Origin of the sequence: Cryobacterium flavum (assembly GCF_900103805.1) — a bacterium.
In the GTDB taxonomy this organism is placed as follows: Bacteria; Actinomycetota; Actinomycetes; order Actinomycetales; family Microbacteriaceae; genus Cryobacterium; species Cryobacterium flavum.
Genome location: NZ_FNIB01000001.1, coordinates 280,079 through 305,201, shown reverse-complemented (window position 1 = coordinate 305,201; position 25,123 = coordinate 280,079). Strand labels below are relative to the sequence as shown.

Here is a 25,123-nt window from a genome sequence, read left to right as displayed (position 1 = left end):
AATCAGATGACCTCAGACCAGCCAGACAACCCCGCCGCACTCGGTGATGGGTTCGTGCGGGTGCGCGGTGCCCGCGAAAACAACCTGCGCAATGTCGACGTCGACGTGCCCCGGGACGCCATCGTCGCCTTCACCGGGGTGTCTGGTTCCGGCAAGTCCTCGCTGGCTTTCGGCACCATCTTCGCTGAGGCCCAACGACGATTCTTCGAATCGGTCGCGCCCTACGCCCGCCGCCTCATTCAGCAGGGACACACCCCGCACGTCGACGAGATCACCGGGCTGCCGCCGGCCGTTGCCCTGCAGCAGCGACGCGGAACACCGAGTTCCCGCTCGAGTGTGGGTACGGTCACCACCCTCTCGAACTCGCTGCGCATGATGTATTCCCGTGCCGGCATATACCCAGCGGATGCCGCCGGTCGCCTCGAATCGGACTCCTTCAGCCCGAACACCGCGATGGGCGCCTGCCCGCGCTGCCACGGCCTCGGCATGGCGCACACCGTGAGCGAGGCGTCGATGGTGCAGGACGCCACCCTCAGCATTCGGGACGGCGCTATCGCCGCCTGGCCCGGCGCTTGGCAGGGCAAGAACCTGCGCGACATCGTCGCCGTGCTCGGCTACGACATTGACCGTCCCTGGCAGGAACTGTCCCGCGCCGACCGCGACTGGATTCTGTTCACCGAAGAACAACCGGTGGTCGAGGTTGTGCCGCAGCGTGACCGCATCGCCAAGCCGTATCAGGGCCGATTCTGGAGCGCGAAGAGTTTCGTGCTGCACACCCTGGCCGACAGCAAAAGCGCGAATGTAAGGCAGCGGGTGCTGCGGTATGTCGATACCGGCCCCTGCCCGGACTGCGCCGGCAGCGGCCTCAAGCCCGAAGCCCTCGCCGTGACCGTGGCCGGGCAGTCGATTGCCGCGCTCAACGCGCTGCCGATGACGGCTCTCGCCGAGGTGCTGCGGCCGATCGTTGCTGACGCCGCGTCGACGGAGGTAGCCGTCACCCTGGCCGGCGACCTGCTGCGCCGCATCGACGTGCTGCTTGAACTCGGCCTCGGCTATCTGGCCCTCGGCCGCTCCACCCCGACACTGTCTCCGGGCGAAATGCAGCGGCTGCGCATCGCCACCCAGCTGCGCTCTGGCTTGTTCGGGGTCATCTACGTGCTGGACGAGCCCTCGGCCGGCCTGCACCCGGCAGATGCCGAGCCGCTGTTGCTCGTGCTCGAGCAGCTCAAACTCTCGGGCAACTCGGTCTTCGTGGTCGAACACAATATGGATGTCGTACGGAGCGCCGACTGGGTCGTCGACGTCGGCCCCCGAGCCGGCGAGGGCGGTGGTGAGGTGCTCTACAGCGGGCCGACAGGCGGACTGGCCGAAGTCGAGATGTCAGTCACCCGCGAATACCTGTTTGCTGCGGAACGCGAGCCGGTGGCGCGCGGCGAGCTGCGGCATCCGCTTGGCTGGTTGGGACTGACCGACGTAACCCGGCACAACCTCAAGGGTATCGACGCGCAGATTCCGCTCGGGGTGTTGACGGCGGTCACCGGCGTCAGCGGGTCTGGCAAGTCGACCCTGGTCAGCCAGGTGCTCGCCGAAGCCGTCGGTCGTCACCTGCACCCAGACCCCGACGATGTGCCGGTGCTGGACCTCGGCGACCCCGACGCTGAGATCGAGCTGGCCGAGCGCTCCGACCTGCCCATGGTCACCGGGCTCGACGCCGTGGACCGGCTGGTGCAGGTGGACCAGAAGCCGATCGGGCGCACGCCGCGCTCCAACCTCGCCACCTACACCGGCCTGTTCGACGCCGTGCGGGCTACCTTCGCCGCCACCGACGAGGCCCGTTCTCGCGGCTTCACCACCTCCCGGTTCTCGTTTAACGTGGCTGGCGGCCGCTGTGAAACCTGCCTCGGCGAGGGTTTCGTGGCGGTCGGATTGCTCTTTCTGCCGGGCAGTTACGCGCCTTGCCCCGACTGCGGCGGGTCGCGCTATAACCCCGAAACCCTCGAGGTCAGCTACCGCGGCAAGAACGTGGCCGAAGTTCTCGGCCTCACAGTGGATGCCGCACTCCTCTTTCTCGAAGACGTCACCGTCGCCGCACGCAGCCTCGACACCCTGCGTGAGGTGGGCCTTGGCTATCTGCGCCTCGGGCAGCCGGCCACCGAGCTCTCCGGCGGGGAGGCGCAGCGCATCAAGCTCGCCACGGAGCTGCAACGGGCGCGCCGCGGCCACACCCTCTACCTGCTCGATGAGCCGACGACCGGGCTGCACCCGGCCGACGTCGAGCTGCTCATGCAGCAGCTCGGGCGCCTCGTCGATGCCGGAAACACGGTCGTTGTGGTCGAACACGAGATGGACGTGGTCGCCGCCGCCGACTGGGTGATCGACCTCGGCCCTTCCGGTGGCGACCAGGGCGGCCAGATCATCGCCGCTGGCACCCCGGCGACAGTGGCCGCCCACCCCACGAGCCGCACCGCCCCCTATCTGAGGCTCCGCCTCCCATAACGCGAGAGCGGGATATTTGTTGCTTCACGGTACCGGACCGGCAGGTCGCGCCGGGCTGGCAATCACACCCTGAGCACGGGTTCGAGCAGTGCGAGGGCGACGGCCGCGACGACGAGGCGGGCCAGGGACGGTCCGGCCACCCCAAGCTCGGGCGCGGCCACCCGAATGGCCGGAAACGCGCTCGCCCACAGCACGACAACGCCGAGGCCGGCCAGAAACACTCGAGGAGAACCCAGTCCTCGAGCACGGCCCGCTCCAGTGCGAATATGTATTTACTTTTACTGCCGCGTTACGTAAAAATGACATGGGTGTTAGACGTCAGAAAATTGCGGATGCTCGCCCAGCTTCACCGACTCGGCACCATCGCCGCCGTTGCTCGCGAACTGCACACCTCACGGCCCCGGGGCCTCGATGCAACTCGCCGCGCTCGAACGCGAGGTGGGGGCTCACCCTCACCGAACGACACGGTCGAACCCTCACCCTCACCCCGGCCGGCAACGACATCGTCGATCTGCTGTCGATCGCCGAACTGGAGATGATCGCGTCGAGGGGCGGTTCGGCGGGTACCTATCGGGTCGCCGCTTTCCCGTCGATCGCCCGCACCGGGCTGGCCGACTTCAGCGGCCACGACTGGGTCGTGCCGCACGCGGCGTGGTCCTGCCACGAGATGGTGCAGCGCGCCTGCGGAGTGGCCGGCTTCGCGCCCAGGTCTGTCGCCGAGGCCACCGATTTCTCCGTGATCCTCGCTCTCGTCGGCGCTGGGGTTGGCGTCGCCCTCGTGCCGGAACTCACCGTCGGGCAGCTGCCCGACTCGGTCACGCTTCATCCGCTCGAGAATCCCGTCTACCGACTCGACTTCGTCGTCGTGCGGCAGTCCCTGAACGCGGATCCGGGCATCGGTCGACTGCGTGACCTGTTTGCGACCAGTGCGGGTCGCGTCGCGATGCGCGGCATCCCCACTAATTCTGGGACTCAGGAATAATTCACACCCTGCAAAACGCTGCACCTAGAGGCGCACACAGCGAGCTGGCCCGGGGGACCTACGGGGCGGGCGGCCGCTCATTTTCGCGTGACGTTTGTGGCACATCCCCTTTTCGCACGACCGTCAGGACCAGTAATGACCGCACCAGCCGCCACCGACACGATCACCGAGGCCGCACAACACCCCGACGCCAGGCGCAACCAGCTCGTGATTCGGCTGCTGTTGGTCTCGGCATTCGTCGTCATTTTGAACGAGACCATCATGGGCGTGGCGCTGCCGCACCTCATGAAGGACCTCAGTATCACGGCCACCGCCGCCCAGTGGCTGACGACGGCGTTCATGCTCACCATGGCCGTGGTCATTCCGATCACCGGTTTTCTCATCCAGCGCTTCCACACCCGGCCGGTCTTCATCGCCGCGATGACACTGTTCAGCACCGGCACCCTGATCGCCGCGCTCGCGCCCGGATTCGAGGTGCTGCTGGTCGGCCGCATCGTGCAGGCCAGCGGAACGGCCATCATGATGCCGCTGCTCATGACCACCGTAATGACCCTCGTCGCACCGGCCTCCCGCGGCAAAACCATGGGTAACATCTCCATCGTCATCTCGGTCGCCCCGGCCATCGGCCCGACCATCTCCGGCGTCATTCTCAGCGTGCTCGACTGGCGCTGGATGTTCATTCTCGTACTGCCGATCGCCATCGGCGCCCTCATCCTCGGTGCCTCGCGCATCCAGAACGTGACGACGCCGCGCAAGCTGCCGCTCGACGTGCTCTCCGTCATCCTCTCGGCCTTCGGCTTCGGCGGGTTCGTCTACGGCCTCAGCAACCTAGGTGGGGCATCCGCTGCCGGCTGGATTCCGCTCGGCATCGGCCTGGTCGCCCTGGCCCTGTTCGTGCTGCGCCAGCTTCAGCTGCAGCGCACCGATCGGGCCCTGCTCGACCTGCGCGTGTTCAGCTCGCGTACCTTCACCCTCTCGATCTCCATGCTCAGCATCAGCATGCTCGCCCTGTTCGGCACCATCATTCTGCTGCCGCTGTACATGCAGAACGTGCTCGGCCTGACGGCCCTCGAAACCGGCCTGTTTCTGTTGCCCGGTGGCCTGACCATGGGGCTGCTTGCGCCGTTCGTCGGCCGCATCTACGACCGTCGCGGCCCGACCATCCTGCTGGTTCCCGGATCGATCATCGTCAGCGCCGCGTTCTGGGCGATGACCATGATGGGGCAGACCACCCCGCCGTGGATGCTCCTAATCGCCCACGTCGGCATGAGCGCCGGCCTCTCGCTGCTCTTCACGCCGCTGTTCACGTCGGGCCTCGGCTCTCTCAAGCCGAGCCTGTACTCGTACGGCAGCGCGGTCGTCGGTACCATCCAGCAACTCGCCGGCGCCGTCGGAACGGCACTGTTCATCGCCGTGATGACCGCGCAGTCGGCCGCCCTCATGGCTCAGGGCGTCTCCGAGATCTCGGCGACGGCCTCCGGAATTCGCGGTGCTTTCCTGTGCGGCGCGATCATCTCGCTGTTCGCCATTCCAGCTGCATTCCTCGTGCGGCGCCCGCCGCTCGGCGACGCGGTCGAAAGCGCTCCGGTCAGCGCTCACTGATTCAGCGGATGCGCTGGGCCAGCACCGCGGGATGATCCGCCGGCAGTCCGTGCCGCCGGCCGCCCTGCAGCAGCGCCACGTTCTTCTTCTCCCAGTCGAGCAGCGTCTGCCGGAGCGGGTCGATCGCGGCGCTCTCGTCGCAGCTGCCCGCCGTGCGGCCGCAGGAACACTTCTGCGCCGCCGCGTCGTGGTGCAGCGCTTCGATGCGCCAGATGCCGGCCATGGCCCAGTCGATCTGCCGCCGGGCCAGTTCGGTGTTGCGTTCAGCACGCTTGACCAGGTCATTCTGCAACAGGCTCCGCACCCCCTCGATCCCGGCCGTGAACTGGCCGGCAACGATGGCGCTGAGCTCGGCGACCTGGTCGCGAAGGGCGGTCAGGTCCTTGTCCCGGCCGACGAGTAAGGCATCCGTTTCGGCGATGTAGTCGGCGTGGGCGGTCTCGGAGGATGCCCAGCGCGCGGCCCACAATCGCACATGCTCAAGGTCCCGGCGCTCGGATTTCTCGGCCCCGATGTGGTGCACGCAGAGCGAGCAGACCACCTGGTCGCTCAGCGACGTGAAGTGAAACGGCTGCGGCGCGAGGCAGCACAGGCACGCTACTTCAACGTCGACGTGCAGCGGATGCGCGTGCGTCACTGTTGCCCCACCTCACTGTTGTTCCTTCGAGAATAACCGTGCCGCGTTCGTTCGCCGCGCCACCGTGTGCATTTCTGCACGTCGCCCCTGTGCGAATCGTCTTTGACAGCCACCAACGCGAAGCGCAAGCTAAGACCAGCCAGACGACGTGCACGCACGTTGTGTCAATGACGACACCAGGGGAAATCCTATGAGCACGACCAGATCCGATACCCGAAACGACGTGCAGACGTCCGGACTGAAAAAGGTCGTCGCGGCCTCCATGGCCGGCACGGTCGTTGAATGGTACGAATTCTTTCTCTACGCCTCCGCCGCCACCCTGGTCTTCGGCACCCTGTTCTTTCCGAACGCCGGCACCGAACTCGAGGGCATCATCGCGGCCTTCGCCACCTACGCCGTCGGCTTCCTGGCCCGCCCCATCGGCGGCATCGTCTTCGGACACTTTGGCGACAAGTTCGGCCGCAAACGCCTGCTCCAGTTCAGCCTCGTACTCGTCGGCGTCGCCACCTTCCTGATGGGCTGCTTGCCGACGTTCCAGCAGATCGGCTACCTCGCACCGGTGTTGCTCGTTCTCCTGCGTTTCATCCAGGGCTTCGCTGTCGGCGGCGAATGGGGCGGTGCGGTGCTGCTCGTCGCCGAGCACAGCCCGCCGAAGTCGCGCGGATTCTGGGCCAGCTGGCCGCAGTCCGCGGTGCCGATGGGAAACCTGCTGGCCACCGCCGTACTGTTCGTGCTCGCCTCCACCCTGTCCGATGAGGCCTTCCTGAGCTGGGGCTGGCGCGTCGCGTTCTGGCTCTCCGCCGTCATCGTGCTGGTCGGCTACTACATTCGTACCAAGGTCAGCGATGCCCCCATCTTTCTCAAGGCGCAGAAAGAGGTCGTCGCCGGCGACAAAGGTTACGGCATTGTCGAGGTCTTCCGCCGCTATCCCCGCGGGGTGTTCACCGCGATGGGCCTGCGCTTCGCCGAGAACATTCTCTATTACCTCGTCGTGGTCTTCTCGATCACCTATCTGAAGATCATCGTGCAGATGGACACCTCTCGAGTTCTGCTCCTTCTGCTCATCGCCCACGCGATTCACTTCGTCGTCATTCCGCTGGTCGGACACCTCTCCGACCGGGTCGGCCGGCGCCCGGTGTACTTCGTGGGCGCCCTGCTCGCCGGTACCTGGGGATTCTTCGCCTTTCCCATGATGGACACCGCGAACGACTTCATCATCATTGTCGCGATCATGGTGGGCCTGCTCTTCCACGCCCTCATGTACGCCGGCCAGCCCGCCATCATGGCCGAAATGTTCCCCACCCGGATGCGCTACTCCGGCGTCTCCCTCGGCTACCAGGTCACCTCGGTCATCGCGGGCTCGATCGCCCCGATCATCGCCGTGAGCCTGCTCTCCACCTTCGAGTCCTCGGTGCCGGTAGCCATCTACCTCGCAGCCGCGTGCCTGATCACGGCCCTCGTGGTGCTCACCCTCAAGGAAACGCGCGGGCTCTCCCTGCACGACATTGACGCAGCGGATGCCGCCGAATCGGCCGATCGCGCCGCCCAGGCCGACCTCGCCGGGGTCGGTCGCCGGTAGCGCGTCGCGGGTGGTCCGATCCCACGGATCGGGCCGCCCTTTTTCGCTCCGGCGGGGCATCCGCTTGTAAGTCACTCGCTGAAGGCGGCCGGTCGATTCGCGATCTCCAGCGTGATTGCCTCGATGGCGGCGCGCACCACGGGCGAGCGCAGCGATTCGGCCCGCACGACGGCCCAGATGGGCAGTTGACGCTGAAAGTCTGCGCGCAACACAGGCACGAATTCCGGCCGGTCGTGCACGAGAAAGTTCGGCAGGAGTCCGATTCCGGCGCCGGCCTGCACCGCCTCCAACTGGGCGAACAGGCTGGTGGCCTGAAAGGTCGTGGCCGGTTCCGGCAGCTCGGAGGAGCGATAGCCCAGGTCGGTCACGAGCAGGGCACTCTCGACGTACGACACGAAACTGTGCAACGCAACGTCGTCGAGCGTGCGGGGCGCGCCGCGGCCAAGCAGATACTCGCGGCTGGCGTACAACCGCAGAAAATAGTTGGTCAGAAACATCGCCTGTGCGTTGTTGACATCGTTGCGGCCGGCCACGATCTCCAGGTCGACGCCCGACCGGTTCTGGCTCACCTTGCGGGTGGCGCTGAACATCTCGATATTGATTCGCGGGTGGCTCTGCTGCAGTTTCACGAGGGCTGGCGTGACGATCTCCGCCCCGAATCCGTCGATGGTGCTGATGCGCAGCAGCCCGGAGAGCGGGTCGGTCTGGCTGATAGCCGTGGCGAGCGCGCCCAGCCGGTCTTCGATCGCCTCGGCAGCACTGACCGCGTGCCGGCCCAGCTCGGTGAGCTCCCAACCATGCGGGCTGCGCTCGAGCGTGCGGCCGCCCAGCTCCGCATCGAGTGCGAGGATGCGCCGCGAGATGGTCGTGTGGGTGGTGCCGAGCGCCTCGGCGACCGCGTTGAAGCGCCCCAGCCTGGCCACGGTGAGCAGCACGAGCAGATCGTTCGGGCTCGGAAGCTGGTGTGAACTCACGGATCGCATCCTTTCGAGCGTGTGCATCTGCGCACATACCCCCTGTGAAATATTGCCTTGATTGCACTCTATCCGGCTGCGAGGGTGGAGGGACACAAAGCAAAGGAGCTTCGAATGTCAGTAGTCGCATGGATCGGGTTGGGCAACATGGGCGGGCCCATGTCCGCCAATATGGTGGCCGCCGGCCATGAGGTGCGCGGGTTCGATTTGAATCCGGATGCCGTCGCCACGGCCGTCACAGCGGGCGTCACCGCCGTCGCGAGCATCAGCGAAGCCGTCGCGGGCGCCGACGTCGTCTTCACCATGCTGCCCAAGGGTGAACACGCCCGTGCTGTGTACTTCGGCGACGACGGCGTGCTGGCCACGGCCGATCCGGCCACCCTGCTGGTGGACTCGTCGACGATCGACATCGAGACCGCCCAGGCCCTGCACGATGCCGCAGCGGCGGCCGGCTTTCGCTTCGTCGACGCCCCGGTTTCCGGCGGCATGAGCGGCGCCACCGCCGGAACCCTCACCTTCATGATCGGAGGCGTTGCGGATGCCGTCGCTGACGCCAGCACGTTCATCGAGCCGATGGCGGCGAACATCATTCCGACTGGTGGCGCCACGACCGGCCAGGCCGCGAAAATCTGCAACAATCTCATGCTGTTCATCAACCTCGCCGCAACGGCGGAGGGCGCTGTTCTGGCCGAGCGGCTGGGACTGGACAAGCAGGTGTTCTGGGATATCGCATCCGTTTCGTCGGGTGACAGCTGGGCGCTGCGCACCTGGTATCCGATCAAGGATGTCGTCGCGACGGCCGCGTCCAACCGGGATTTCGCCCCGACCTTCACCGCAACGCTCGCGAGCAAGGACATCGGGCTGGCGATCGTCGCCGCCCGCGCCACCGACACGCCGCTCGAGATCGGCGAACACGTCGCCGAACTCTTTCAGCGCCTGATCGATGAGGGCGAGGGCGGCAAGGACTGCTCCATGATCGTCAAACTCGTCGACGGCTCCCTGCACGCCTGAACCATGTCATCCACCAGAGAGAGCTCTTCCATGCAAACAATTCCCCACTACATCAACGGGCAGCGCGTCGAGTCGTCCGAACGATTTGGCCCCGTATTCAATCCGGCCACCGGCGTGCAGGAGAAACAGGTCGTGCTGGCTTCCCGCGCGGTCGTGATCGACGCCATCGAATCGGCCCAGGCGGCCCTGCCCGAGTGGCGCACCAGCACGCTAGCCAAGCGCACGGCCATCTTCTTCAAGGTGCGCGAGCTGCTCGCCGAGCGCACGAGCGAGCTCGCCGCAATTCTGACGAGTGAGCACGGCAAGGTACTCTCCGACGCGGCCGGCGAGATCACCCGCGGGCTCGAGAACATCGAATTCGCCACCGGCCTCGCGCACATGCTCAAGGGCGACTTCTCCCAGCAGGTCTCCCACGGAATCGACGTGCACTCGGTGCGCCAGGCCGTCGGCGTCGTCGCCTGCGTCACCCCGTTCAACTTTCCGGCCATGGTGCCGCTGTGGATGATCGGCAGCGCCCTCGCCTGCGGCAACACGGTGCTCCTCAAGCCCAGTGAAAAAGACCCCTCATCCGCTATTTTCATCGCCGAGATCTTCACGGAGGCCGGCTTGCCGGCCGGCGTGCTCAACGTCGTGCAGGGCGACAAGGAGGCCGTCGACGAACTGCTCGACAACCCGGCGGTCAAGGCCATCAGCTTCGTCGGCTCCACCCCGATCGCCAAGTCCATCTACAACCGGGCTGCCGGCAACGGCAAGCGGGTACAGGCACTCGGCGGCGCCAAGAACCACATGGTCGTGCTGCCGGACGCCGACCTGGAGATGGCAGCGGATGCCGCAATCAACGCCGCGTACGGATCCGCCGGGGAGCGTTGCATGGCCGTGAGCGTGCTCGTGGTCGTCGGCGGCATCGCCGACGACCTCGTCGCCGCGATCAAGTCGCGCATGACGACACTCCGGGTCGGCCCGGGAACCGATCCGACCTCGCAGATGGGCCCGCTGATCACCGGAGAACACCGCGATCGGGTCGCGTCCTACCTGGCCGGCGCCGAGGCGGCCGGCGCCACCATGGTCGTCGACGGTCGGGCACAGAAGTTCGACAGTGACGGGTTCTTTCTCGGTGTCAGCCTGATCGACCACGTCACGCCCGGGATGAAGGTCTACGACGATGAGATCTTCGGCCCGGTGCTGTCGATCGTGCGCGTTGACACCTTCGACGAGGCCGTGAAACTCGTCAACGAGCACGAGTTCGGCAACGGTGTGGCCCTGTTCACGCGGGACGGCGGGGCTGCTCGGCAGTTCGAGTTCGAGATCGAAGCCGGCATGGTCGGCATCAACGTGCCCATTCCGGTACCGGTCGGATCGTTCTCGTTCGGCGGCTGGAAGAACTCGCTGTTCGGTGACGCGCATATGTATGGACCGGAGAGCATCCGTTTCTATACTCGCGGCAAGGTCGTCACGACCCGCTGGCCCGACCCGGCTACCTCGGAGATCGACCTCGGTTTTCCGCAGATGGCCTGAGTGAGGCGGGTCCCCGGTCTCGCGGGGACCCGACACCGGCGGGTTAGGGTGTGGGGGTGCCGCCTTCAACCCGTCCCACCGCCACCCGCGAGTTCTTCGTCGGGGCCGGTTTTCTCGGCCGCGGCCTCAGAATGTGGGGAACCTCACCGCGCCTCATGCTGCTCGGCGCCCTGCCGGCCTTTATCGTCGGCATCGTCTACCTCGCCGGCATCGTGCTGCTCCTCGTCAATCTCCAGGCCATCGCCGTGGCGATCAGTCCGTTCGCGAGCGGCTGGGGGGAGCCCTGGCGCACCGGCATGCGGGTCGTGGCCGGTGCGACCGTCGCGGCTGCCGGTATTCTCCTCTTGGCATATACCTTCGTGGCGGTAACGCTCACTGTCGGCGACCCCTTCTATGCGCGAATCTGGCGCGAGGTCGAGACCAGCCTCGGCGACGCGCCCGTCGAACCCGCACGCGGCCTGCTGCGCAGCATTCTGCGCGCGGTGGCCGACGCCCTGCGCCTGGTTGGCCTGGCCGTCGGGGTCGCTCTGCTGCTTCTGGTCTGCGGCCTGATACCCGGCCTCGGCCAGCTGCTCGCCCTCGTCCTCGGCGCGCTGTTCGGCGGCTGGATTCTCACTCTCGAACTCACCGGCTTCGCTTTCGACGCCCGCGGCTTCACGCTCACCCAACGCAAGCGGATGCTGCGCGCGCGCCGCCCGCGCAGCCTAGGTTTCGGCGTGCTCACCTACCTGTTGTTCCTGATTCCGGGCGCGGCCGTCATCGTCATGCCGGCGGCTGTGGCTGGCGCAGCCATGCTCAGCCGAGACGTACTCGCGTCGAGAGTGGAACCGGTTTAGCGCTTGCGGTGAATGATGCGGCCGCTTCGCGCCGCGATCGCACGCACGACGGCGGGACGCGCGCCGACCCAGATTGCGGCCGTGACCAGCAGTGCGCTGACGAAGATCCAGACGCCGAGCCAGCCCGTGTCGTTGCGCGCCGCATACATGTGGTTGAGGTTGGCGCGAGCGCCGGTGCTGAGCACGAGGGTCACGTGCACGACGATGAATGCCACGAAGAAGATCAACACCGCGAAGTGCAGCTTGCGAGCCACGGGCAGGGGAAAGACGTGGTCGAGCCTGCGAAACCGCGCAGACAGGCCCGGTGACATGCGCAGGCCGGTCACCAGTGCGATCGGTGCCGCGATGAAGACCACGACGAAGTAGCTGAGCAGTTGCAGGGCGTTGTAGTGCACCCAGCCGGAGTCGGTCGGCCAGTCGAGCGAGGCATACTGCAGCCCGGCCGAGATCGCGTTGGGGAAAATGTCCCAGTTCGTGGGCACGACGCGCAGCCATTGACCGGTCACGAACAACAAAACGTAGAAGAGGATGCCGTTGATCACCCACAGGGTGTCGAAGACGATGTGCTGCCAGAGGTCGAGGGTGATCCGAATCGGCGGATTTCTGGTGCGGAGCAGCCCGGTGTTCGTGCGCGTCCAGAAGATGGACGGGCGTTTGGTCGTGCGCACCTGCCATCCGGTGCGAATGACGAACAAAATGAAGAAGGCGTTGAGCCCGTGTTGCCAGGCCAGCCAGGCCGGAACTCCTACCGGCGTGGCTGCCGCGTGGGTGGAGACGCCGGGGTAGTTGCGCAGGAAGGACTCGACCGCCGGCAGGGCGCGCACCCCGTTCGCCGCCAGCACGATCAGGGCCACGACGATGAGACCGGCGGGAACGATCCAGGCCAGTCGGAGCCGCCGTTTCGGCCGAGTTTCTCCCGGCCGGGAGCCACCCGTCGTCATCGTTATCCGTTCCCGCGATGGCACAGTGCCGCAGCGTCTTCGTAAGAATACTGGCCCGGCCCCGACCCGGGTGGCGGCAGCTGACGCGGCAGGTCACATAGCCGGCCCTGTCTTATCGCGGGTCAGGATGCTTTGCGCATTCACTCTGTCTTTATCTGTCTCGGTAGGCGATCAAGCGGCTCGAACCGCATCGACGAAGGCTCGCATGAGGACAGGATCTTTGACCCCACGGCTCGACTCGACGCCGCTGGACACATCCAACCTCGACTAGCTCCCCGCCCCCATCGTGACCTCATGCCGGAGTGACGTCCGAGACCCCTTTGCTGCCAGCCCCCTAGGCCGTGCCCGTGACAGCGTCGTCGGAACTGCGCTCGAGAGTGTCGATACGTTGTCGAGCGTGGCGGTAGGCAGCCACGCTGTAGTCCTCTTTAAGAATCTGCAGATGGAGCCATGTTGAGAGGGAAGTAACCCAGGGCTCACGACGAAGCACCTCCACGAAATCGTTCGCCTCTCGCACCGTGCTGAACACCGCCGTGGCGATGATGCCGAAATCGCCGGTCGTTGAGGCCATGAACTCCACGCCGAGTCGGCGCAGGGCGTCCAGACCCGTGCGGGAACCGCCGGAGTGCCGGATTCCCAGTCCGAGAGCCAGCGTGTGCGCGCGCCCGAACTCGCGCCGCGGAACAGCGACGACACGGATGATCTCCCCCTCGATGAGCCGTGTCATCCGGTGGCGCACGGAGCTTTCGGGAAGACCGAGGGCCTCAGCGAGCACCCTCACCGGAGCGCGGCCGTCGCGTTCAAGCGTCTCGACCAACTGAATGTCCGTCTCATCAAGAGCGTATTCGTCTTCCGTCTGCAGGGTGGGCGCATAAACGTTGTGGGTGATGGCTTGATAATGGTGCACCTGGATGGACAGCACCTCCGGGTGTTCGCGGATTCCGGCCAGCAGCTCGACGAGTTCCGTGTCGACGCGACAGCGCACCTGAATGCACAGCCCGGCGTCTCCGGTCGTCGTGGAGACGTACGTTGTCAAGGATGAGGCGATCATCTCTTCATAGAGCGATGACGCGTCTCCGCGGAGTGCAACGTGCAGATGACCCTCGAGCCGAAAACCGAACATGCGTGGATTGGCGCTCGCTGTGAATCGCAGTTGACCGCGATCAACCACCGATTTCGCGATTTCAGAAACACGATTTCTGGTGAGACCGAGTTCTTCCGCAATGGATGAGTACGATGCACGACCGTCTCGTCGTAGGCAGTCGACGACACGATCCTCTTCAACGGAAGGTCCGTCACTGTTCGACACTGTCACCTCATCTCCCTGTCGGGTCTCTCGAATACTGCCACACCGACGCACAATTTCGCGATCAGATCGGGGATTCTTGGGAATATGCACACACTTCAACCGGTTTCAGATACTCTTTTTCATTATTGACGCCGTAAAGGTGCAAACAGTATCAACGATGAAGTTGAACGTCACTCAGCGCAGGAGCTGGGCCTCGTGCCACAAACTGATGGGGAATCGTGAAGGTTATAGTAATTGGCGCTGGGCTCGCGGGCCTCACCGCCGCATGGAAACTGCGCCAGCAAGGTCATGATCCAGTGGTTCTTGAGGCCCGCAATAGGGTCGGTGGGCGCACGTGGTCCCAGACGCTCAGCAACGGTCAGCTCACCGAGCGCGGCGGCGAGTACGTCTTTCCGACTGAGTTCGCCATTCGACGTCTAGCGGCGGAGGTCGAGGTGCCCATCCTCACGCACAACGTGCGCTACGCCCGACGAACGGTCGACGGCGCACACTTGACCGTCGCTGAGCTCAATGCCGTGGGGGAACGGCTGAACGCCACGCTCACGGCGATGCTCGCATCCGGTATGGACCGAATCTCAGTCGACACCGTGTTCCAGGCGACCTTGGGAGTGGATTTTCAGCGCCACCCGGCATATCGGCGAATTGCAACGTCGCTGGCCGGAGACCCTCAGTGCATCAGCGCAGAAGCTGCGCTGATGCACGAGTCTTCCGCCTCCGGAGGCTACGTCGAGGACGGGGGACGATTCCTGAGGGGCAACCAGTCACTCGCCGTTGAAGTGGCCCGATTACTGGGCGCGGCCATCAGGCTGGAGTCCCCGATCGCCGCCATCGATCAGTCTGCCTCCGGCGTGCAGGCGACCCTTCGCGATGGCACCACGGTCGATGCCCGCGCGGCTGTACTCGCCGTACCGCTCCCGATTCTGCGCGAGATCACTCTCGGGTTCACACTTCCTGTTGCACAGCAATCTGCTCTTGACCATCGTTCGATGGGCACGGCGGCGAAGCTGGGCGTCCCCCTGTCGGCTGTCGATGGCGACGTGGCACTTCAGAATGCTGACCAGACCTGGTGGTCGTGGCGTTCAATGTCGGTCGACGGGGAGAATCGCGTTCCGGCGCTCTCCTGCTTCGCGGGAGGATCCGCCGCCCTGGCTGCACTCGATACGGCAAACGGGCCCGAACGTTGGATTACCGAGCTCAAGAGGATGCGTCCGGAACTGGTCATCGACGGAGACGTCATGCTCACTGACTGGACCAACGACGAGTGGGCCAGGGGGTCCTACTCCGCACCGGCCCTCGATTGGAGGCCGGAGGACGCGTCTGCCTTCGACTCCGCTGCGGGGTTGGTCGCAATTGCCGGTGAGCATACCGGGCTCCAGCAGTCCCTGAACGGTGCTGTCGTGTCGGGCTACCGGGCAGCCCACGCCATCGTGGACCTGGCCCGACAACGGGACCTGTGAGGGGCGGCAGCGTGGAAACAACAGACGTTATCGTCATCGGCGCCGGATTCGCCGGGCTGGTGGCCGCTCGAGAGCTTGGCCGCTCGGGTCACGCAGTGATCGTGCTCGAAGCGCGAGACCGGGTGGGGGGTCGCACCTGGACCGACCATGTCCTCGGACACGACCTCGAACTCGGTGGAACGTGGGTGCACTGGATACAACCCCACGTGTGGGCAGAAATAGCCCGATACGGCCGGCGCATCGTTCGCAGCCCGGTCGCTGAGGAAGCGTACTGGCTCGGTGCCGGGGACGCGCCCAGAAAGGGCACGCTCGACGATTTTCTGTCACTCATCGACGACGGTCAACGACGAATAGTTGAGGATGCCCTCACCGCGATTCCGCGCGCGATCGATCCAACGGTCGGCTCGATCACTGAGCTCGACGGCCAGTCACTGCAGCAGCGAATAGACGACTTGAACCTAGACGATGAGGCCCGCTCGGCAAACGAATCCGTGTGGGTCGGGCACGTGAACGCACCGCTGAAGTCGGTTGGGCTCTCCAGTGCCCTGCGCTGGGCGAGTGCGACCGGCGGCCACTGGCCGCTGATGCACGAAGCCTCGGCGACCTATCGCGTGGCGGGAGGCATGTCCGCGTTCAGCGCGGCCATTGCGGCCGACGTGAGCGGCGACATCCGCCTGAATTCGACGGTCACCGCCATCGACCACCATAAGAATGGTGCCACCGTCACTCTTTCCGATGGCGGTGAAATTCGGGCACGGCGCGTGGTCATGACCCTGCCCGTCAACGCAGTCGACACCATTGCGGTGACACCGGCACTCCCCGGTGTTTGGCGGCAAGCCAACCGTGAGCGGGTGGCCTCGCAGGGAATCAAGGTCTGGATCAAGGTGCGTGGTCGCTTGCCGCGGTTTTTCGCCTACGCGTCTCAGCATCACCCGATCTCGGTCCTCAAGAGCGAATTCATCGAGGAGGATCATTCGATTCTGGTCGGCTTCGGCCCGGATCACGCGGCTATCGATGTGACCAGTATCGAACAGGTTCAGGCCGCCCTGAGCGTGTGGCGCGACGACCTTGAAGTACTCGGTGTTGCTGCCCATGATTGGATGAAGGATCCCCTGTCGCAGAATACGTGGATGACCCACCGCCCGGGACAGCTCACTCGCGACCTCCCGCAATTGCAGCTGGCGGATGGTGTGCTCCACTTCGCGGGTTGCGACACTGCCGATCTCTGGGGCGGGTTCATCGACGGCGCCATCGAGAGCGGCTTGCGCGAGGCCCGACTGGTATCGGCCGCTCTGGCAGGCTGAAGCGGCCGGACGCCCAATCGGGGCCCGGCCGCTTCCACCTCGTTCACCCGCGCGTCGCGCGCTCGGTGAAGGGCTAGGTGAGCGACACTCCCTCGTCGCCGGTGTCCTCGAGGAGCACACCCGCATCGATATTCCACCGCATCAGGGCACGAGTGCCCGGCTCACGCACCGCGGCGGAGTGTGCTTCGCGAACGGTTCCGACGCTGCCGTCGGGCAATTCCACCTCACAGCGCCAGGCCGAACCGAGATAATTGGCGTCCAGAACGGTGACCGGCAGCGTATTCATGTCTGACGACCCCGGCTCGGTGCCCTCTTCGTACAGGGTGATGTTCTCCGGGCGAATGAGAATTGCCAGAGAACTCGACTTCTTCTGGCCGGGAACGCGGATTGCATGTCCGGAAATATCCAGTGTCGATATTCCATCGACCGTGCCGACCATCGAGCCGGACAACACCGTGGATTCACCGAGAAACCGGCCCACAAACAGTGTTTCCGGTTTTTGGTAGAGTTCGGCCGGACTGCCGACCTGCTCGATCCGACCGTTGTTGAACACCGCGATCCGGTCAGAAAGCGACAACGCCTCCTCCTGGTCGTGTGTCACATACACGAAGGTTGATCCAACTTCTCGGTGGATTCGTTTTATCTCCTTCTGAAGCCATTCGCGCAATTTCTTATCGAGTGCGCCGAGCGGCTCGTCCATGAGCAAAACACGGGGCTTGTAGACGAGCGCGCGAGCGAGCGCCACGCGCTGCTGCTGACCGCCCGACAGGTCGGCGGGGTAACGATCACCGAACTCTCCCATGCGCACCATATCGAGCGCGCCCGCGATCATCGTTTTTTGTTCGGCCTTTCCGATCTTGCGTCGCTCCAACGGATAGGCAATGTTCTCGGCAACGGTCTTGTGCGGAAACAATGCGTAGTTTTGAAACACCATTCCGATGTCTCGTTTATGTGCCGGCAGCTTGGCGACGGGTTTGCCATAGATATGGAGCAGCCCCTCCGTGGCGGTAACAAACCCGGCGATCATGTTGAGTGTCGTCGTCTTGCCCGATCCGGACGGGCCCAGAAAGGTCATGAATTCGCCCGGTTCGATCACGAGATTGATCGCATCGACGACGGCCTTCTTGCCATAGCGCTTCGTTACATCGCGCAGGCTGATCCCCGCATCGTTGATCACACTGATGACTTCGGTGTTGAGGTGCAATTGCCGGAGTTCTCGTTCGTTGTGATCCAGTGTGGACGTAGTTGTTTCCGGTTTCATGCCGAAACTCGCTTTCTCTTGCGGGTAGCAAATTGTGCGGTGAGCATGACCAGCACAGATGTGAACATCGCTATCACGGCGACAGCTGCGACCGTGGGATCACTCGCCTGTGTGACGCTGTTGTAGATCTTCACCGGCAGCGTCTGCAACTGCGGACTCTGAATAAAGAGCGACAGAATGATTTCGTCAAAGGACGTGACGAAAGCGAACAGTGCTCCCGCGGTCACTCCGGGCATTATCAGCGGGAGCGTGATGCTGAAGAAGGTGCGCAGCCGTCCGGCGCCCAGAGTCGCCGAGGCCTGCTCCAATCGCGGGTCCACGCCTTGCAACGAGGCGGTCACGTTAATGATCACGAGCGGCAGTGCCACGACCGTGTGCGCCAGCACGAATCCGGGCAATGTACCGAGCAGATTGAATCGCAGGAAGAGCGAGTAGAGCCCGATAGCGATAACAATGCCCGGGACGATCAAGGGTGTCAGGAAGTAGCTCTCCAGCAGGGCCTTTCCGCGGAATCTGACTTTGGACAGTCCGATCGCCGCCATGATCCCCACTGAGGTCGCGACCACCATCGTGACCAGCGCCACCTGCAGCGATGAGCCCAAGGCGCGCAACCAGGCCGGGTCGGTGAAGAAGTTCTCGTACCACTGCAGGGAAAATCCCTGCGGCGGAAAGTTGAACGACGCCGCGGAGTTGAACGACATGGGAATAATGACCAGAGTTGGCAGCAGCAACCACAGAATGATGAGAGCGGCCAGTGCGCCCAGTGCACGTTTCAGCGTCATTTCACCCTCCCCGCAAACAGGCTCGTACCCTTGGCCAAACGGCCGACGAGTACAAGCACCACGATTGTCGCGGTCAGCATGAAGATCCCGAGCGCCGTGCCCTGGCCCCACATGAGGAACCCGCTGATCTGCTGGTACATCAGGGCAGACATCATGATTTCCTTTGACGAGCCCAGCAGCGCGGGAATGATGTAGAAGCCGAGTCCCAGGATGAAGACCGTCACGGAACCTGCAAATATCCCTGGTCGAGACAGCGGCAGATAAACCGTGAAGAATGCCGTCACCGGTCGCGCCCCTAGATTGGCCGCAGCGGGCAGTAACCGCTTGTCAATCTTGGCCAGCGCCGAGTAGATCGGCAAGACCATGAACGGGAGCAGCACCTGGGACATCCCGAGCGCCACGCCAAAGGTGCTGCGGATCAAGGGCAGCGGGCCGATGCCGAACAACGACTGGAGAAGACCGTTGATCGGGCCGGTGTCCTGCAGCAGCACCAACCAGGCGAGGGTGCGCACCAGAATACTCGTCCATAGCGGCAGCATGATGAACAACTGCAACATGTTGCGAGTGCGATCACTCACGATCGTCATCAAATATGCGTACGGGTACGCGATAAGCAAGCAGACGATCGTCACGAGGAAGGATGTTCCGAATGTACGCAGGGCAACCACCATGTTGGTGGGCGTGGTGAACAGCCAGACGTAGTTCTGGATTCCCAACACCGGATCGCTGATGCTTCGGATGAAGACATCAACGAGCGGCGCGAGAAAGAAGAACGAGACGATCACGAAGGCGGGGATCAGAAGGAGAAACGGGCGCCAGTTCTTTGGCTCTCGAGCCAGTCTCGCCGGGTCACCGCCATCACCAGAGCGCTTGCCCCGATTGTGAGTGGACGTTGCATGAACCATGCGGGTTAGCTACCGGTGACCCAGCCGGCCCATGCCGCCGACAGAGCATCGTAGTTCTCCACCCAGAAATCGATGTTCGGAGCGTGACCGGACTTGAGGTGTTCCGTGGTGAGCCACGTGTTCAACAACGCGTCAACCTTGGGCGTCGCGTCGACGTTGACCGGCCCGTACGAGGTCAGCTCCGTCATGCGTGACTGCTGGTCTGCGCCGAGGTAGAAATTGACCGCGGCGAACGCCGCCTGCGGGTCCTTCACGCCCTTGGGAATCGCAGTCGAATCGACCATGATCATCCACTCGTCCCACATGGGTGCGATCGGGGCACCAGCCGCAGCCGCACCGTATCCGCGACCTGACCAAACCAGCCCCATGACGGCTTCGCCGGATTCGAGCTGCTGCTGTGCTTGAGCACCGGAGGTCCAGCCGATCACGTCGTCGCCCAAGGCACGGTACTTGTCGAAGGCGGTCTCGATGTCGGAAACTTTCACATCATTGATGTCTTTTCCGTCGGCGGCCAGGGCGAACTCCACCGTCTGAGGATCGACGTATGGAGACTGGCTGACCGTGCGCTTGCCCGGAAACTTCTCGGTGTCGAAGAAGTCAGCGGCGCTCGTTGGTGGATTGTCACCGAACGCATCAGTGTTGTACGCCACAACGAGACCGTAGAGAATATTGGGCACCATGCACTTGTCCGTGATCGTTCCCTCGGGAACCTTGGAAATATCCACCTGCGAGTAGTCGTACTCCTCGTACAGCGTTCCGCAGCCGCGAGCCGTGTCGAACTGCGTCGCGTTGGTGACATCCCAGGTCACGTTGCCGCTGTCGACCATTGCCTTGAGCTTGCCGGCGTCGAATGCGTCCTGCAGGAAAGTCGCGCCCGAGATCTTCGCAAACGGATCCCACGCAGCGTCTCGTTGACCATCCTGAAAAATTCCACCGGAAGCCGCATAGGTCAACGTCACACCGTCAAAGACTCCTTCGGGAACAACGCCCGCCACTGGCGTGCCGAGGTCTCGCTCGACCACTGGTGCAGCCGCACCGCCCCCCGCGCAGCCGGCGATGAGCAGAGTCACTACTCCACCCAACGCGAGAGCGCCCAGCTGGCGCTTAAATTTCGGATTTCGCATGGTCATCCTTCTTTCTTCACTCCGTTGTGAACCCCCAGAGACCAACACAGCCACTGGCTGCACCGCACGCTCCTGGAATCGATAGCCCCCAACGTAGCAATTCAAATCCGCAAGCGCGACTAATTCTCCATAATTGAGCAATTTATTTGCGAATATTTGAATGGTTCCCGGTGTACAACACTCAAATTGGCAAGTCGTTACGCATTTGTGACGAAATATGCGCGAGTTCGATGCGCTGCACGCCCGAATTGCGGTGCAGGCCGAGTGGGCCACCACTCGCCCCATAGTTGGACAAAAGGCAAGTTTTGTTGCATATTAGTAAAACTAAATACCGATTCACACGAAAGCAGGATGCTGATGTCCAACGATGAGCAGCCAATCGGCCCCCTGGACGCCAGCCTGACTCCGCGCTACGCCGGAATCGCCACCTTCGCCCGCCTGCCGCGGCTCGAGGATGTTCGTCGGGCCGATATCGCCGTTGTGGGCGTGCCCTTCGACAGCGGGGTGAGCTACCGCCCCGGCGCCCGCTTCGGCCCGGCTCACGTGCGCGAGGCCTCCCGACTGCTCCGTCCGTACAACCCCGTGCAGGACGTGGAACCGTTCTCCACTCAGCAGGTTGTTGACGCCGGAGACATCGCCGCGAACCCGTTCAACCTGACCGAGGCTGTGGCCCAAATTCAGCAGGCAGCCTCCGAGCTGTCGGCCGACGGCAAACGTCTGGTCGTCATCGGCGGTGACCACACCATCGCGCTTCCCCTGCTTCGGGTTGTTGCCGAGCGCCACGGCCCCGTCGCCGTGCTGCACTTCGATGCCCATCTCGACACCTGGGACACATATTTCGGGGCGCCGGTCACGCACGGTACGCCGTTTCGGCGTGCCTCGGAGGAAGGCCTGATCGATATGCAGGCCAGCATGCACGTGGGCATCCGCGGCCCGCTCTATTCCCGCGACGATCTCCGCGACGATGAACGTCTCGGCTTCGCGATCATCGCCAGTCATGAGTTCGAAACCGAGGGACTGGCCCGCGCAATCGAACGGATGCTCGCCAGGCTCGGTGACCGCCCCGTGTATCTCTCCGTCGACATCGACGTGCTCGATCCCGCCCACGCTCCCGGCACGGGCACCCCCGAAGCCGGCGGAATGACCAGCCGGGAACTGCTGGCCATGATTCGTGCCCTGCGAGCCGTGAACCTGGTCGGGGCCGATGTGGTTGAAGTTGCCCCGGCCTACGACCACGCGCAGATCACGGCCGTGGCTGCCTCGCACGTGGCCTACGAGATCATCTCAGCCATGACTCCTTCCGCGTAGCACTCGCCCTGCCTCCCGCAGCCTCCGCACACCAAAAAGGACAATGATGTCGACAAACATGACGAACCCCGCTTCGCCTCCCAGCACTGACTCCGAGCGGCGGGGTACTGTCATCGAGCAGCGCTCGATCGACTACGTGCCGAGGTCCGAGCGGCACGGAAAAGTATGGCATCAGGGGCCGTTCTGGTTCACCGGCAACTTCGTGCTGCCGACCATGGTGATCGGCTTCATCGGACCGGTCATCGGGCTCAGCGTCTGGTGGACCGTTCTTGCGGTCATCACCGGCGCCTGCTTCGGAACCTTCTTCATGGCCTTTCATGCTAATCAGGGGCCACGCACCGGCCTTCCGCAGATGATCCAGTCCCGCGCCCAGTTCGGCAGCCGCGGTGCCATCGTGCCGTTCGCGGCGAGCGTCTTCGTCTACATCGGCTTCATGGTTTTCGACACGATCCTGGCCACCCAGGGCCTCCTGCTGGCCTTTCCGGGCGACAAGCTGTTCTGGTATCCGTTCCTGATTGCGCTCTCGATCCTGATCGCCGTCGTGGGCCACGATCTGCTCCACTTCATCCAGCGCTGGCTCACCGGCCTTCTCGTCGTCGTCTTCGTCATCATCACGGTGCTAGCCATCGTTCACTTCGACTCCACGACGGTCACCGAAACCGCGAGCACCGCGGGCTGGGATGGAGCGTCCTTTCTGGTGATGTTCTCGCTGGCCGCCGGTTACAACATCAGCTACGCGATTTATGTCTCCGACTACAGCCGCTACCTCCCGCAGAACGCTTCGGCCCCCAAACTCATCGGTTGGACCTACCTCGGCGCGGCGCTGTCGGCATCCTGGCTCATGTCGCTCGGTGCCCTCCTCGGCAGCCATATTCCCGACGCCGACGCGATCGGCGCCATCAAGACCGTCGGTGACATGCTCTTCCCCGGGTTCGGCACCTTTGCCGTGCTGGTCTCAACGGTGGCCTTGATTTCGATCATGGGTGTCAATGCCTATGGGGCCATGCTCACTGGAACAACCGCCGTCGACGGGTTTCGCAAAGTCTCCGCGACCGTGCGCCTGCGCGTGATCGGGCTCACCGTTGTCGGTCTGGTCACCCTCGCGATCGCCCTGCTCATCCCCGACGACTACCTGAGCAGCTTCAACAACTTCGTGCTTCTCATGCTGTACTTCCTCGTGCCGTGGACCGCCGTCAACCTGGTCGACTTCTACCTCGTGCGACACGGCAAGTACGCAATCGCCGAGATCTTCAACCCGCGGGGCATCTACGGTCGCTGGGCCTGGCGGGGAATGGTCGCCTACCTCATCGGTTTCGTTGCCATGATCCCGTTCTTCTACACGTCGTTCTACGTCGGACCGGTCTCAGCGGCGCTGGGCGGGGCTGACATCTCCTTCGTCGTTGGCCTGATCGTCTCCGGCGGGCTCTATCTGTTATTCTCACGAAACCTCGACCACGCGGCCGAGGCCGAAGCTCGCGTCCGCAGCGAACTCGAGCTGGAAGGAGCCGCCGATTAGCGACACCACAGTGGCTGGTTCCCCGGTGCGCGTGGGCTGCTGCCAAATCTCCATGACCGTGGGCGAGACTCTCGGCAACCGCGCCAGGGTGCGGGCTGCCATCGAGGCGGCGGTGAATGCTGGAGCGCGCGTCATCGTGCTGCCGGAGCTGGCGAACTCGGGCTACATGTTCGCCGATCTGGCGGAACTGCGAACCGTGGCGGAATCCGCGACCGGGCCATCCGTTCGGGAATGGGAGCTGCTGGCCCAGGAGCACGATCTGGTGATCGTGGCCGGTTTCGCCGAGGCCGGCGACGACGGTCTGATCTACAACTCCGCGGTGCTGGTCGACAAGACCGGGCTTCGTGCCGTTTACCGCAAGGTTCACCTGTGGGACCATGAAAAAGGCAACCTGTTCACCGCCGGATCTGCCGCACCGCCGGTCGTTGATACCGCGTGGGGTCGCATCGGTGTGGCCATCTGCTACGACCTCGAATTTCCGGAGTGGGTGCGCTCAGCAGCCCTCGATGGTGCCGAGCTGCTCTGCTGCCCCGTCAACTGGCCGCTGTATCCGCGACCGGCTGGTGAGCGTCCGAGCGAAATCGTCAAGGTGCAGGCCAATGCTGCAGTCAACCGCATGTTCATCGCCGTCGCCGACCGCACCGGGCTAGAACGCGGGCAGCACTGGCTCGGTGGCAGCGTCATCGTCGACGCCGATGGGTTTCCCCTCACGCGCATCACACTCGGCGAGGAAACGATGCTGCTGGCAGATATCAACCTCGCCAAAGCCCGCGCCAAGGGCATCAGCGCGCGCAACGACGTGCATGCCGATCGGCGCCCGTCGCTCTACACCCGGGTCACCGATAGCTGAGCCCCGCCCATCGCCTCGCTGACGCGCTGGCGAATGGCTGCCCGGCGGGCATGTCTCGCTGCTGCACACAAGACGGTGTTGCCAACCCTGACAGAATGGTGACCTGTTCCGCCCACGTCCCACTGGAGTGATCATGCGCCCGATGCCTGTCGATCCCACGAACCAGCGGGCGGCGATCGGCAGCAGATTGCGCGCCGCTCGGCGTTCTCAGCAGCTCACCATTGATCAGTTGGCCATGGTCACCGACCTCACCAAAGGCTTCATCAGTCGCATCGAACGCGACATGACCTCGCCGAGCGTCTCGACGCTGGTTGCCCTCTGTGAGGTGCTCCATGTCAATATCGGCGACCTGTTCGCATCGTCTGATGTTGAACTTGTGACCGCCGAGGGCGCGCCGCGCATCAACCTCGGAGGTGAGGGTGCCAACGAGAGGCTGCTCACCCCCCGGCGCGAGAGTCGTCTGCAGGTCGTTCGTTCCACCGTGAGCCCCGGGGGGTCCGGTGGGGGAAAGCTCTACACGATCAACTCGCCCGTCGACGTCGTGCACGTGTTGGCCGGTTCCATAACGGTGCAATTCAGCGACCGCACGTTGACCCTCGCTGCGGGTGATTCGCTCACTTTCGACGGCCGCGAGCCCCATAATTGGCAGGCCGACCTCGAGGTCGAGACCGAGCTCCTGTGGATCCTGGCGCCGGCCGCCTGGGAGGGCACGGTCTAGCATCTGTGGCCTCCCT

At 64.1% G+C, this 25,123-nt stretch carries 23 protein-coding genes and 1 pseudogene; 13 read left to right on the top strand and 11 right to left on the bottom strand.

Annotated features, from left to right (window positions below):
• Positions 1 to 6 precede the first annotated feature (6 nt).
• On the top strand, positions 7 to 2,496 hold the full coding sequence (locus BLS91_RS01430) for an excinuclease ABC subunit UvrA (protein ID WP_092338490.1): 2,490 nt from the start codon (positions 7 to 9) through the stop codon (positions 2,494 to 2,496).
• A 62-nt stretch (positions 2,497 to 2,558) separates the two neighbouring features.
• On the opposite strand, the gene BLS91_RS19465 is transcribed toward BLS91_RS01430, so the two are convergent.
• On the bottom strand, positions 2,559 to 2,717 hold the full coding sequence (locus BLS91_RS19465; RefSeq protein WP_241983069.1) for a hypothetical protein: 159 nt from the start codon (positions 2,715 to 2,717) through the stop codon (positions 2,559 to 2,561).
• Positions 2,718 to 2,800: 83 nt separating this feature from the next.
• Between BLS91_RS19465 and BLS91_RS01425 the strand changes: the two genes are divergently transcribed.
• Together BLS91_RS01425 and BLS91_RS01420 are read left to right on the top strand one after the other, a co-directional pair.
• On the top strand, positions 2,801 to 3,478 hold the full coding sequence (locus BLS91_RS01425; RefSeq protein WP_092338488.1) for a LysR substrate-binding domain-containing protein: 678 nt from the start codon (positions 2,801 to 2,803) through the stop codon (positions 3,476 to 3,478).
• Positions 3,479 to 3,613: 135 nt separating this feature from the next.
• Complete coding sequence (locus tag BLS91_RS01420) at positions 3,614 to 5,080, top strand: MDR family MFS transporter (protein WP_092338486.1); 1,467 nt, start codon at positions 3,614 to 3,616, stop codon at positions 5,078 to 5,080.
• A gap of 1 nt (position 5,081) precedes the next feature.
• Here BLS91_RS01420 and BLS91_RS01415 read toward each other — a convergent pair whose 3' ends face one another.
• Positions 5,082 to 5,717, bottom strand: coding sequence for a hypothetical protein (locus BLS91_RS01415; RefSeq protein ID WP_092338484.1), 636 nt, complete (start codon positions 5,715 to 5,717; stop codon positions 5,082 to 5,084).
• 190 nt (positions 5,718 to 5,907) lie between these two features.
• Between BLS91_RS01415 and BLS91_RS01410 the strand changes: the two genes are divergently transcribed.
• Entirely contained in the window at positions 5,908 to 7,296 is a 1,389-nt protein-coding gene (locus tag BLS91_RS01410; protein ID WP_092338482.1) for an MFS transporter, read from the top strand.
• A gap of 71 nt (positions 7,297 to 7,367) precedes the next feature.
• Here the strand turns inward: BLS91_RS01410 and BLS91_RS01405 are convergent, their stop codons facing one another.
• Positions 7,368 to 8,279: a LysR family transcriptional regulator gene (locus BLS91_RS01405; protein ID WP_092338787.1), complete on the bottom strand. Its 912-nt coding sequence runs from the start codon at positions 8,277 to 8,279 to the stop codon at positions 7,368 to 7,370.
• 105 nt (positions 8,280 to 8,384) lie between these two features.
• On the opposite strand from BLS91_RS01405, the gene mmsB reads away from it, so the two are divergent.
• The 3 genes from mmsB to BLS91_RS01390 are packed head-to-tail and all read left to right on the top strand — an operon-like array spanning position 8,385 to position 11,632.
• Positions 8,385 to 9,281 (top strand): 3-hydroxyisobutyrate dehydrogenase, encoded by an 897-nt coding sequence (gene mmsB / locus BLS91_RS01400; RefSeq protein WP_092338481.1) that lies wholly within the window; start codon positions 8,385 to 8,387, stop codon positions 9,279 to 9,281.
• Between the two features lie 30 nt (positions 9,282 to 9,311).
• Positions 9,312 to 10,796, top strand: a complete 1,485-nt coding sequence (locus BLS91_RS01395; protein ID WP_092338479.1) for a CoA-acylating methylmalonate-semialdehyde dehydrogenase — start codon at positions 9,312 to 9,314, stop codon at positions 10,794 to 10,796.
• Between the two features lie 56 nt (positions 10,797 to 10,852).
• Positions 10,853 to 11,632, top strand: a complete 780-nt coding sequence (locus BLS91_RS01390; protein WP_092338478.1) for an EI24 domain-containing protein — start codon at positions 10,853 to 10,855, stop codon at positions 11,630 to 11,632.
• On the opposite strand, the gene BLS91_RS01385 is transcribed toward BLS91_RS01390, so the two are convergent.
• The 4 genes and pseudogenes from BLS91_RS01385 to BLS91_RS21095 form a co-directional block, all read right to left on the bottom strand.
• Positions 11,629 to 12,573 (bottom strand): cytochrome b/b6 domain-containing protein, encoded by a 945-nt coding sequence (locus tag BLS91_RS01385; RefSeq protein ID WP_092338476.1) that lies wholly within the window; start codon positions 12,571 to 12,573, stop codon positions 11,629 to 11,631. The genes BLS91_RS01390 and BLS91_RS01385 overlap by 4 nt on opposite strands.
• Positions 12,574 to 12,744: 171 nt before the next feature.
• Positions 12,745 to 12,828 carry a hypothetical protein gene (locus tag BLS91_RS19460; RefSeq protein WP_233197219.1) on the bottom strand — a complete coding sequence of 28 codons (84 nt, stop codon included), beginning with the start codon at positions 12,826 to 12,828 and terminating at the stop codon, positions 12,745 to 12,747.
• 79 nt (positions 12,829 to 12,907) lie between these two features.
• A complete protein-coding gene (locus BLS91_RS01380) occupies positions 12,908 to 13,696 on the bottom strand; it encodes an Lrp/AsnC family transcriptional regulator (RefSeq protein ID WP_092338474.1) in 789 nt (262 codons plus the stop codon).
• Positions 13,697 to 13,741: 45 nt separating this feature from the next.
• Positions 13,742 to 13,882: pseudogene (locus BLS91_RS21095) on the bottom strand (AsnC family protein); the annotation flags it as partial.
• Positions 13,883 to 14,100: 218 nt separating this feature from the next.
• On the opposite strand from BLS91_RS21095, the gene BLS91_RS01375 reads away from it, so the two are divergent.
• Together BLS91_RS01375 and BLS91_RS01370 are read left to right on the top strand one after the other, a co-directional pair.
• A complete protein-coding gene (locus BLS91_RS01375) occupies positions 14,101 to 15,339 on the top strand; it encodes a flavin monoamine oxidase family protein (RefSeq protein ID WP_092338472.1) in 1,239 nt (412 codons plus the stop codon).
• An 11-nt stretch (positions 15,340 to 15,350) separates the two neighbouring features.
• A complete protein-coding gene (locus BLS91_RS01370) occupies positions 15,351 to 16,643 on the top strand; it encodes a flavin monoamine oxidase family protein (protein WP_092338470.1) in 1,293 nt (430 codons plus the stop codon).
• Positions 16,644 to 16,716: 73 nt separating this feature from the next.
• On the opposite strand, the gene BLS91_RS01365 is transcribed toward BLS91_RS01370, so the two are convergent.
• From BLS91_RS01365 to BLS91_RS01350, 4 genes are all read right to left on the bottom strand, one after another.
• A complete protein-coding gene (locus BLS91_RS01365; RefSeq protein WP_092338468.1) occupies positions 16,717 to 17,904 on the bottom strand; it encodes an ABC transporter ATP-binding protein in 1,188 nt (395 codons plus the stop codon).
• On the bottom strand, positions 17,901 to 18,686 hold the full coding sequence (locus BLS91_RS01360) for an ABC transporter permease (protein WP_092338466.1): 786 nt from the start codon (positions 18,684 to 18,686) through the stop codon (positions 17,901 to 17,903). The genes BLS91_RS01365 and BLS91_RS01360 overlap by 4 nt, the downstream gene beginning before the upstream one ends.
• Positions 18,683 to 19,471 (bottom strand): ABC transporter permease, encoded by a 789-nt coding sequence (locus BLS91_RS01355; protein ID WP_233197209.1) that lies wholly within the window; start codon positions 19,469 to 19,471, stop codon positions 18,683 to 18,685. Before BLS91_RS01355 ends, BLS91_RS01360 begins: the two co-directional genes overlap by 4 nt.
• Positions 19,472 to 19,596: 125 nt before the next feature.
• A complete protein-coding gene (locus BLS91_RS01350) occupies positions 19,597 to 20,715 on the bottom strand; it encodes an extracellular solute-binding protein (RefSeq protein WP_092338785.1) in 1,119 nt (372 codons plus the stop codon).
• 357 nt (positions 20,716 to 21,072) lie between these two features.
• Between BLS91_RS01350 and speB the strand changes: the two genes are divergently transcribed.
• From speB to BLS91_RS01330, 4 genes are all read left to right on the top strand, one after another.
• Positions 21,073 to 22,023: an agmatinase gene (gene speB / locus BLS91_RS01345; RefSeq protein WP_092338783.1), complete on the top strand. Its 951-nt coding sequence runs from the start codon at positions 21,073 to 21,075 to the stop codon at positions 22,021 to 22,023.
• Positions 22,024 to 22,081: 58 nt separating this feature from the next.
• The gene (locus BLS91_RS01340; protein ID WP_198412765.1) at positions 22,082 to 23,539 is read left to right on the top strand and encodes a purine-cytosine permease family protein; all 1,458 of its coding nucleotides are present in this window, start codon (positions 22,082 to 22,084) and stop codon (positions 23,537 to 23,539) included.
• Between the two features lie 10 nt (positions 23,540 to 23,549).
• A complete protein-coding gene (locus BLS91_RS01335; protein ID WP_198412764.1) occupies positions 23,550 to 24,389 on the top strand; it encodes a nitrilase-related carbon-nitrogen hydrolase in 840 nt (279 codons plus the stop codon).
• Positions 24,390 to 24,522: 133 nt separating this feature from the next.
• A complete protein-coding gene (locus BLS91_RS01330) occupies positions 24,523 to 25,107 on the top strand; it encodes a helix-turn-helix domain-containing protein (RefSeq protein ID WP_092338779.1) in 585 nt (194 codons plus the stop codon).
• Positions 25,108 to 25,123 lie beyond the last annotated feature (16 nt).

Bases quoted from the DNA above. Each gene is read 5' to 3' on its own strand.
- BLS91_RS01430 (WP_092338490.1), top strand. From the start codon at position 7: ATGACCTCAGACCAGCCAGACAACCCCGCCGCACTCGGTGATGGGTTC.
- BLS91_RS01425 (WP_092338488.1), top strand. From the start codon at position 2,801: ATGGGTGTTAGACGTCAGAAAATTGCGGATGCTCGCCCAGCTTCACCG.
- BLS91_RS01420 (WP_092338486.1), top strand. From the start codon at position 3,614: ATGACCGCACCAGCCGCCACCGACACGATCACCGAGGCCGCACAACAC.
- BLS91_RS01410 (WP_092338482.1), top strand. From the start codon at position 5,908: ATGAGCACGACCAGATCCGATACCCGAAACGACGTGCAGACGTCCGGA.
- BLS91_RS01405 (WP_092338787.1), bottom strand. From the start codon at position 8,279: ATGCGATCCGTGAGTTCACACCAGCTTCCGAGCCCGAACGATCTGCTC.
- mmsB (WP_092338481.1), top strand. From the start codon at position 8,385: ATGTCAGTAGTCGCATGGATCGGGTTGGGCAACATGGGCGGGCCCATG.
- BLS91_RS01395 (WP_092338479.1), top strand. From the start codon at position 9,312: ATGCAAACAATTCCCCACTACATCAACGGGCAGCGCGTCGAGTCGTCC.
- BLS91_RS01385 (WP_092338476.1), bottom strand. From the start codon at position 12,573: ATGACGACGGGTGGCTCCCGGCCGGGAGAAACTCGGCCGAAACGGCGG.
- BLS91_RS01380 (WP_092338474.1), bottom strand. From the start codon at position 13,696: ATGTTCGGTTTTCGGCTCGAGGGTCATCTGCACGTTGCACTCCGCGGA.
- BLS91_RS01365 (WP_092338468.1), bottom strand. From the start codon at position 17,904: ATGAAACCGGAAACAACTACGTCCACACTGGATCACAACGAACGAGAA.
- BLS91_RS01360 (WP_092338466.1), bottom strand. From the start codon at position 18,686: ATGACGCTGAAACGTGCACTGGGCGCACTGGCCGCTCTCATCATTCTG.
- BLS91_RS01350 (WP_092338785.1), bottom strand. From the start codon at position 20,715: ATGCGAAATCCGAAATTTAAGCGCCAGCTGGGCGCTCTCGCGTTGGGT.
- speB (WP_092338783.1), top strand. From the start codon at position 21,073: ATGTCCAACGATGAGCAGCCAATCGGCCCCCTGGACGCCAGCCTGACT.
- BLS91_RS01340 (WP_198412765.1), top strand. From the start codon at position 22,082: ATGACGAACCCCGCTTCGCCTCCCAGCACTGACTCCGAGCGGCGGGGT.
- BLS91_RS01330 (WP_092338779.1), top strand. From the start codon at position 24,523: ATGCGCCCGATGCCTGTCGATCCCACGAACCAGCGGGCGGCGATCGGC.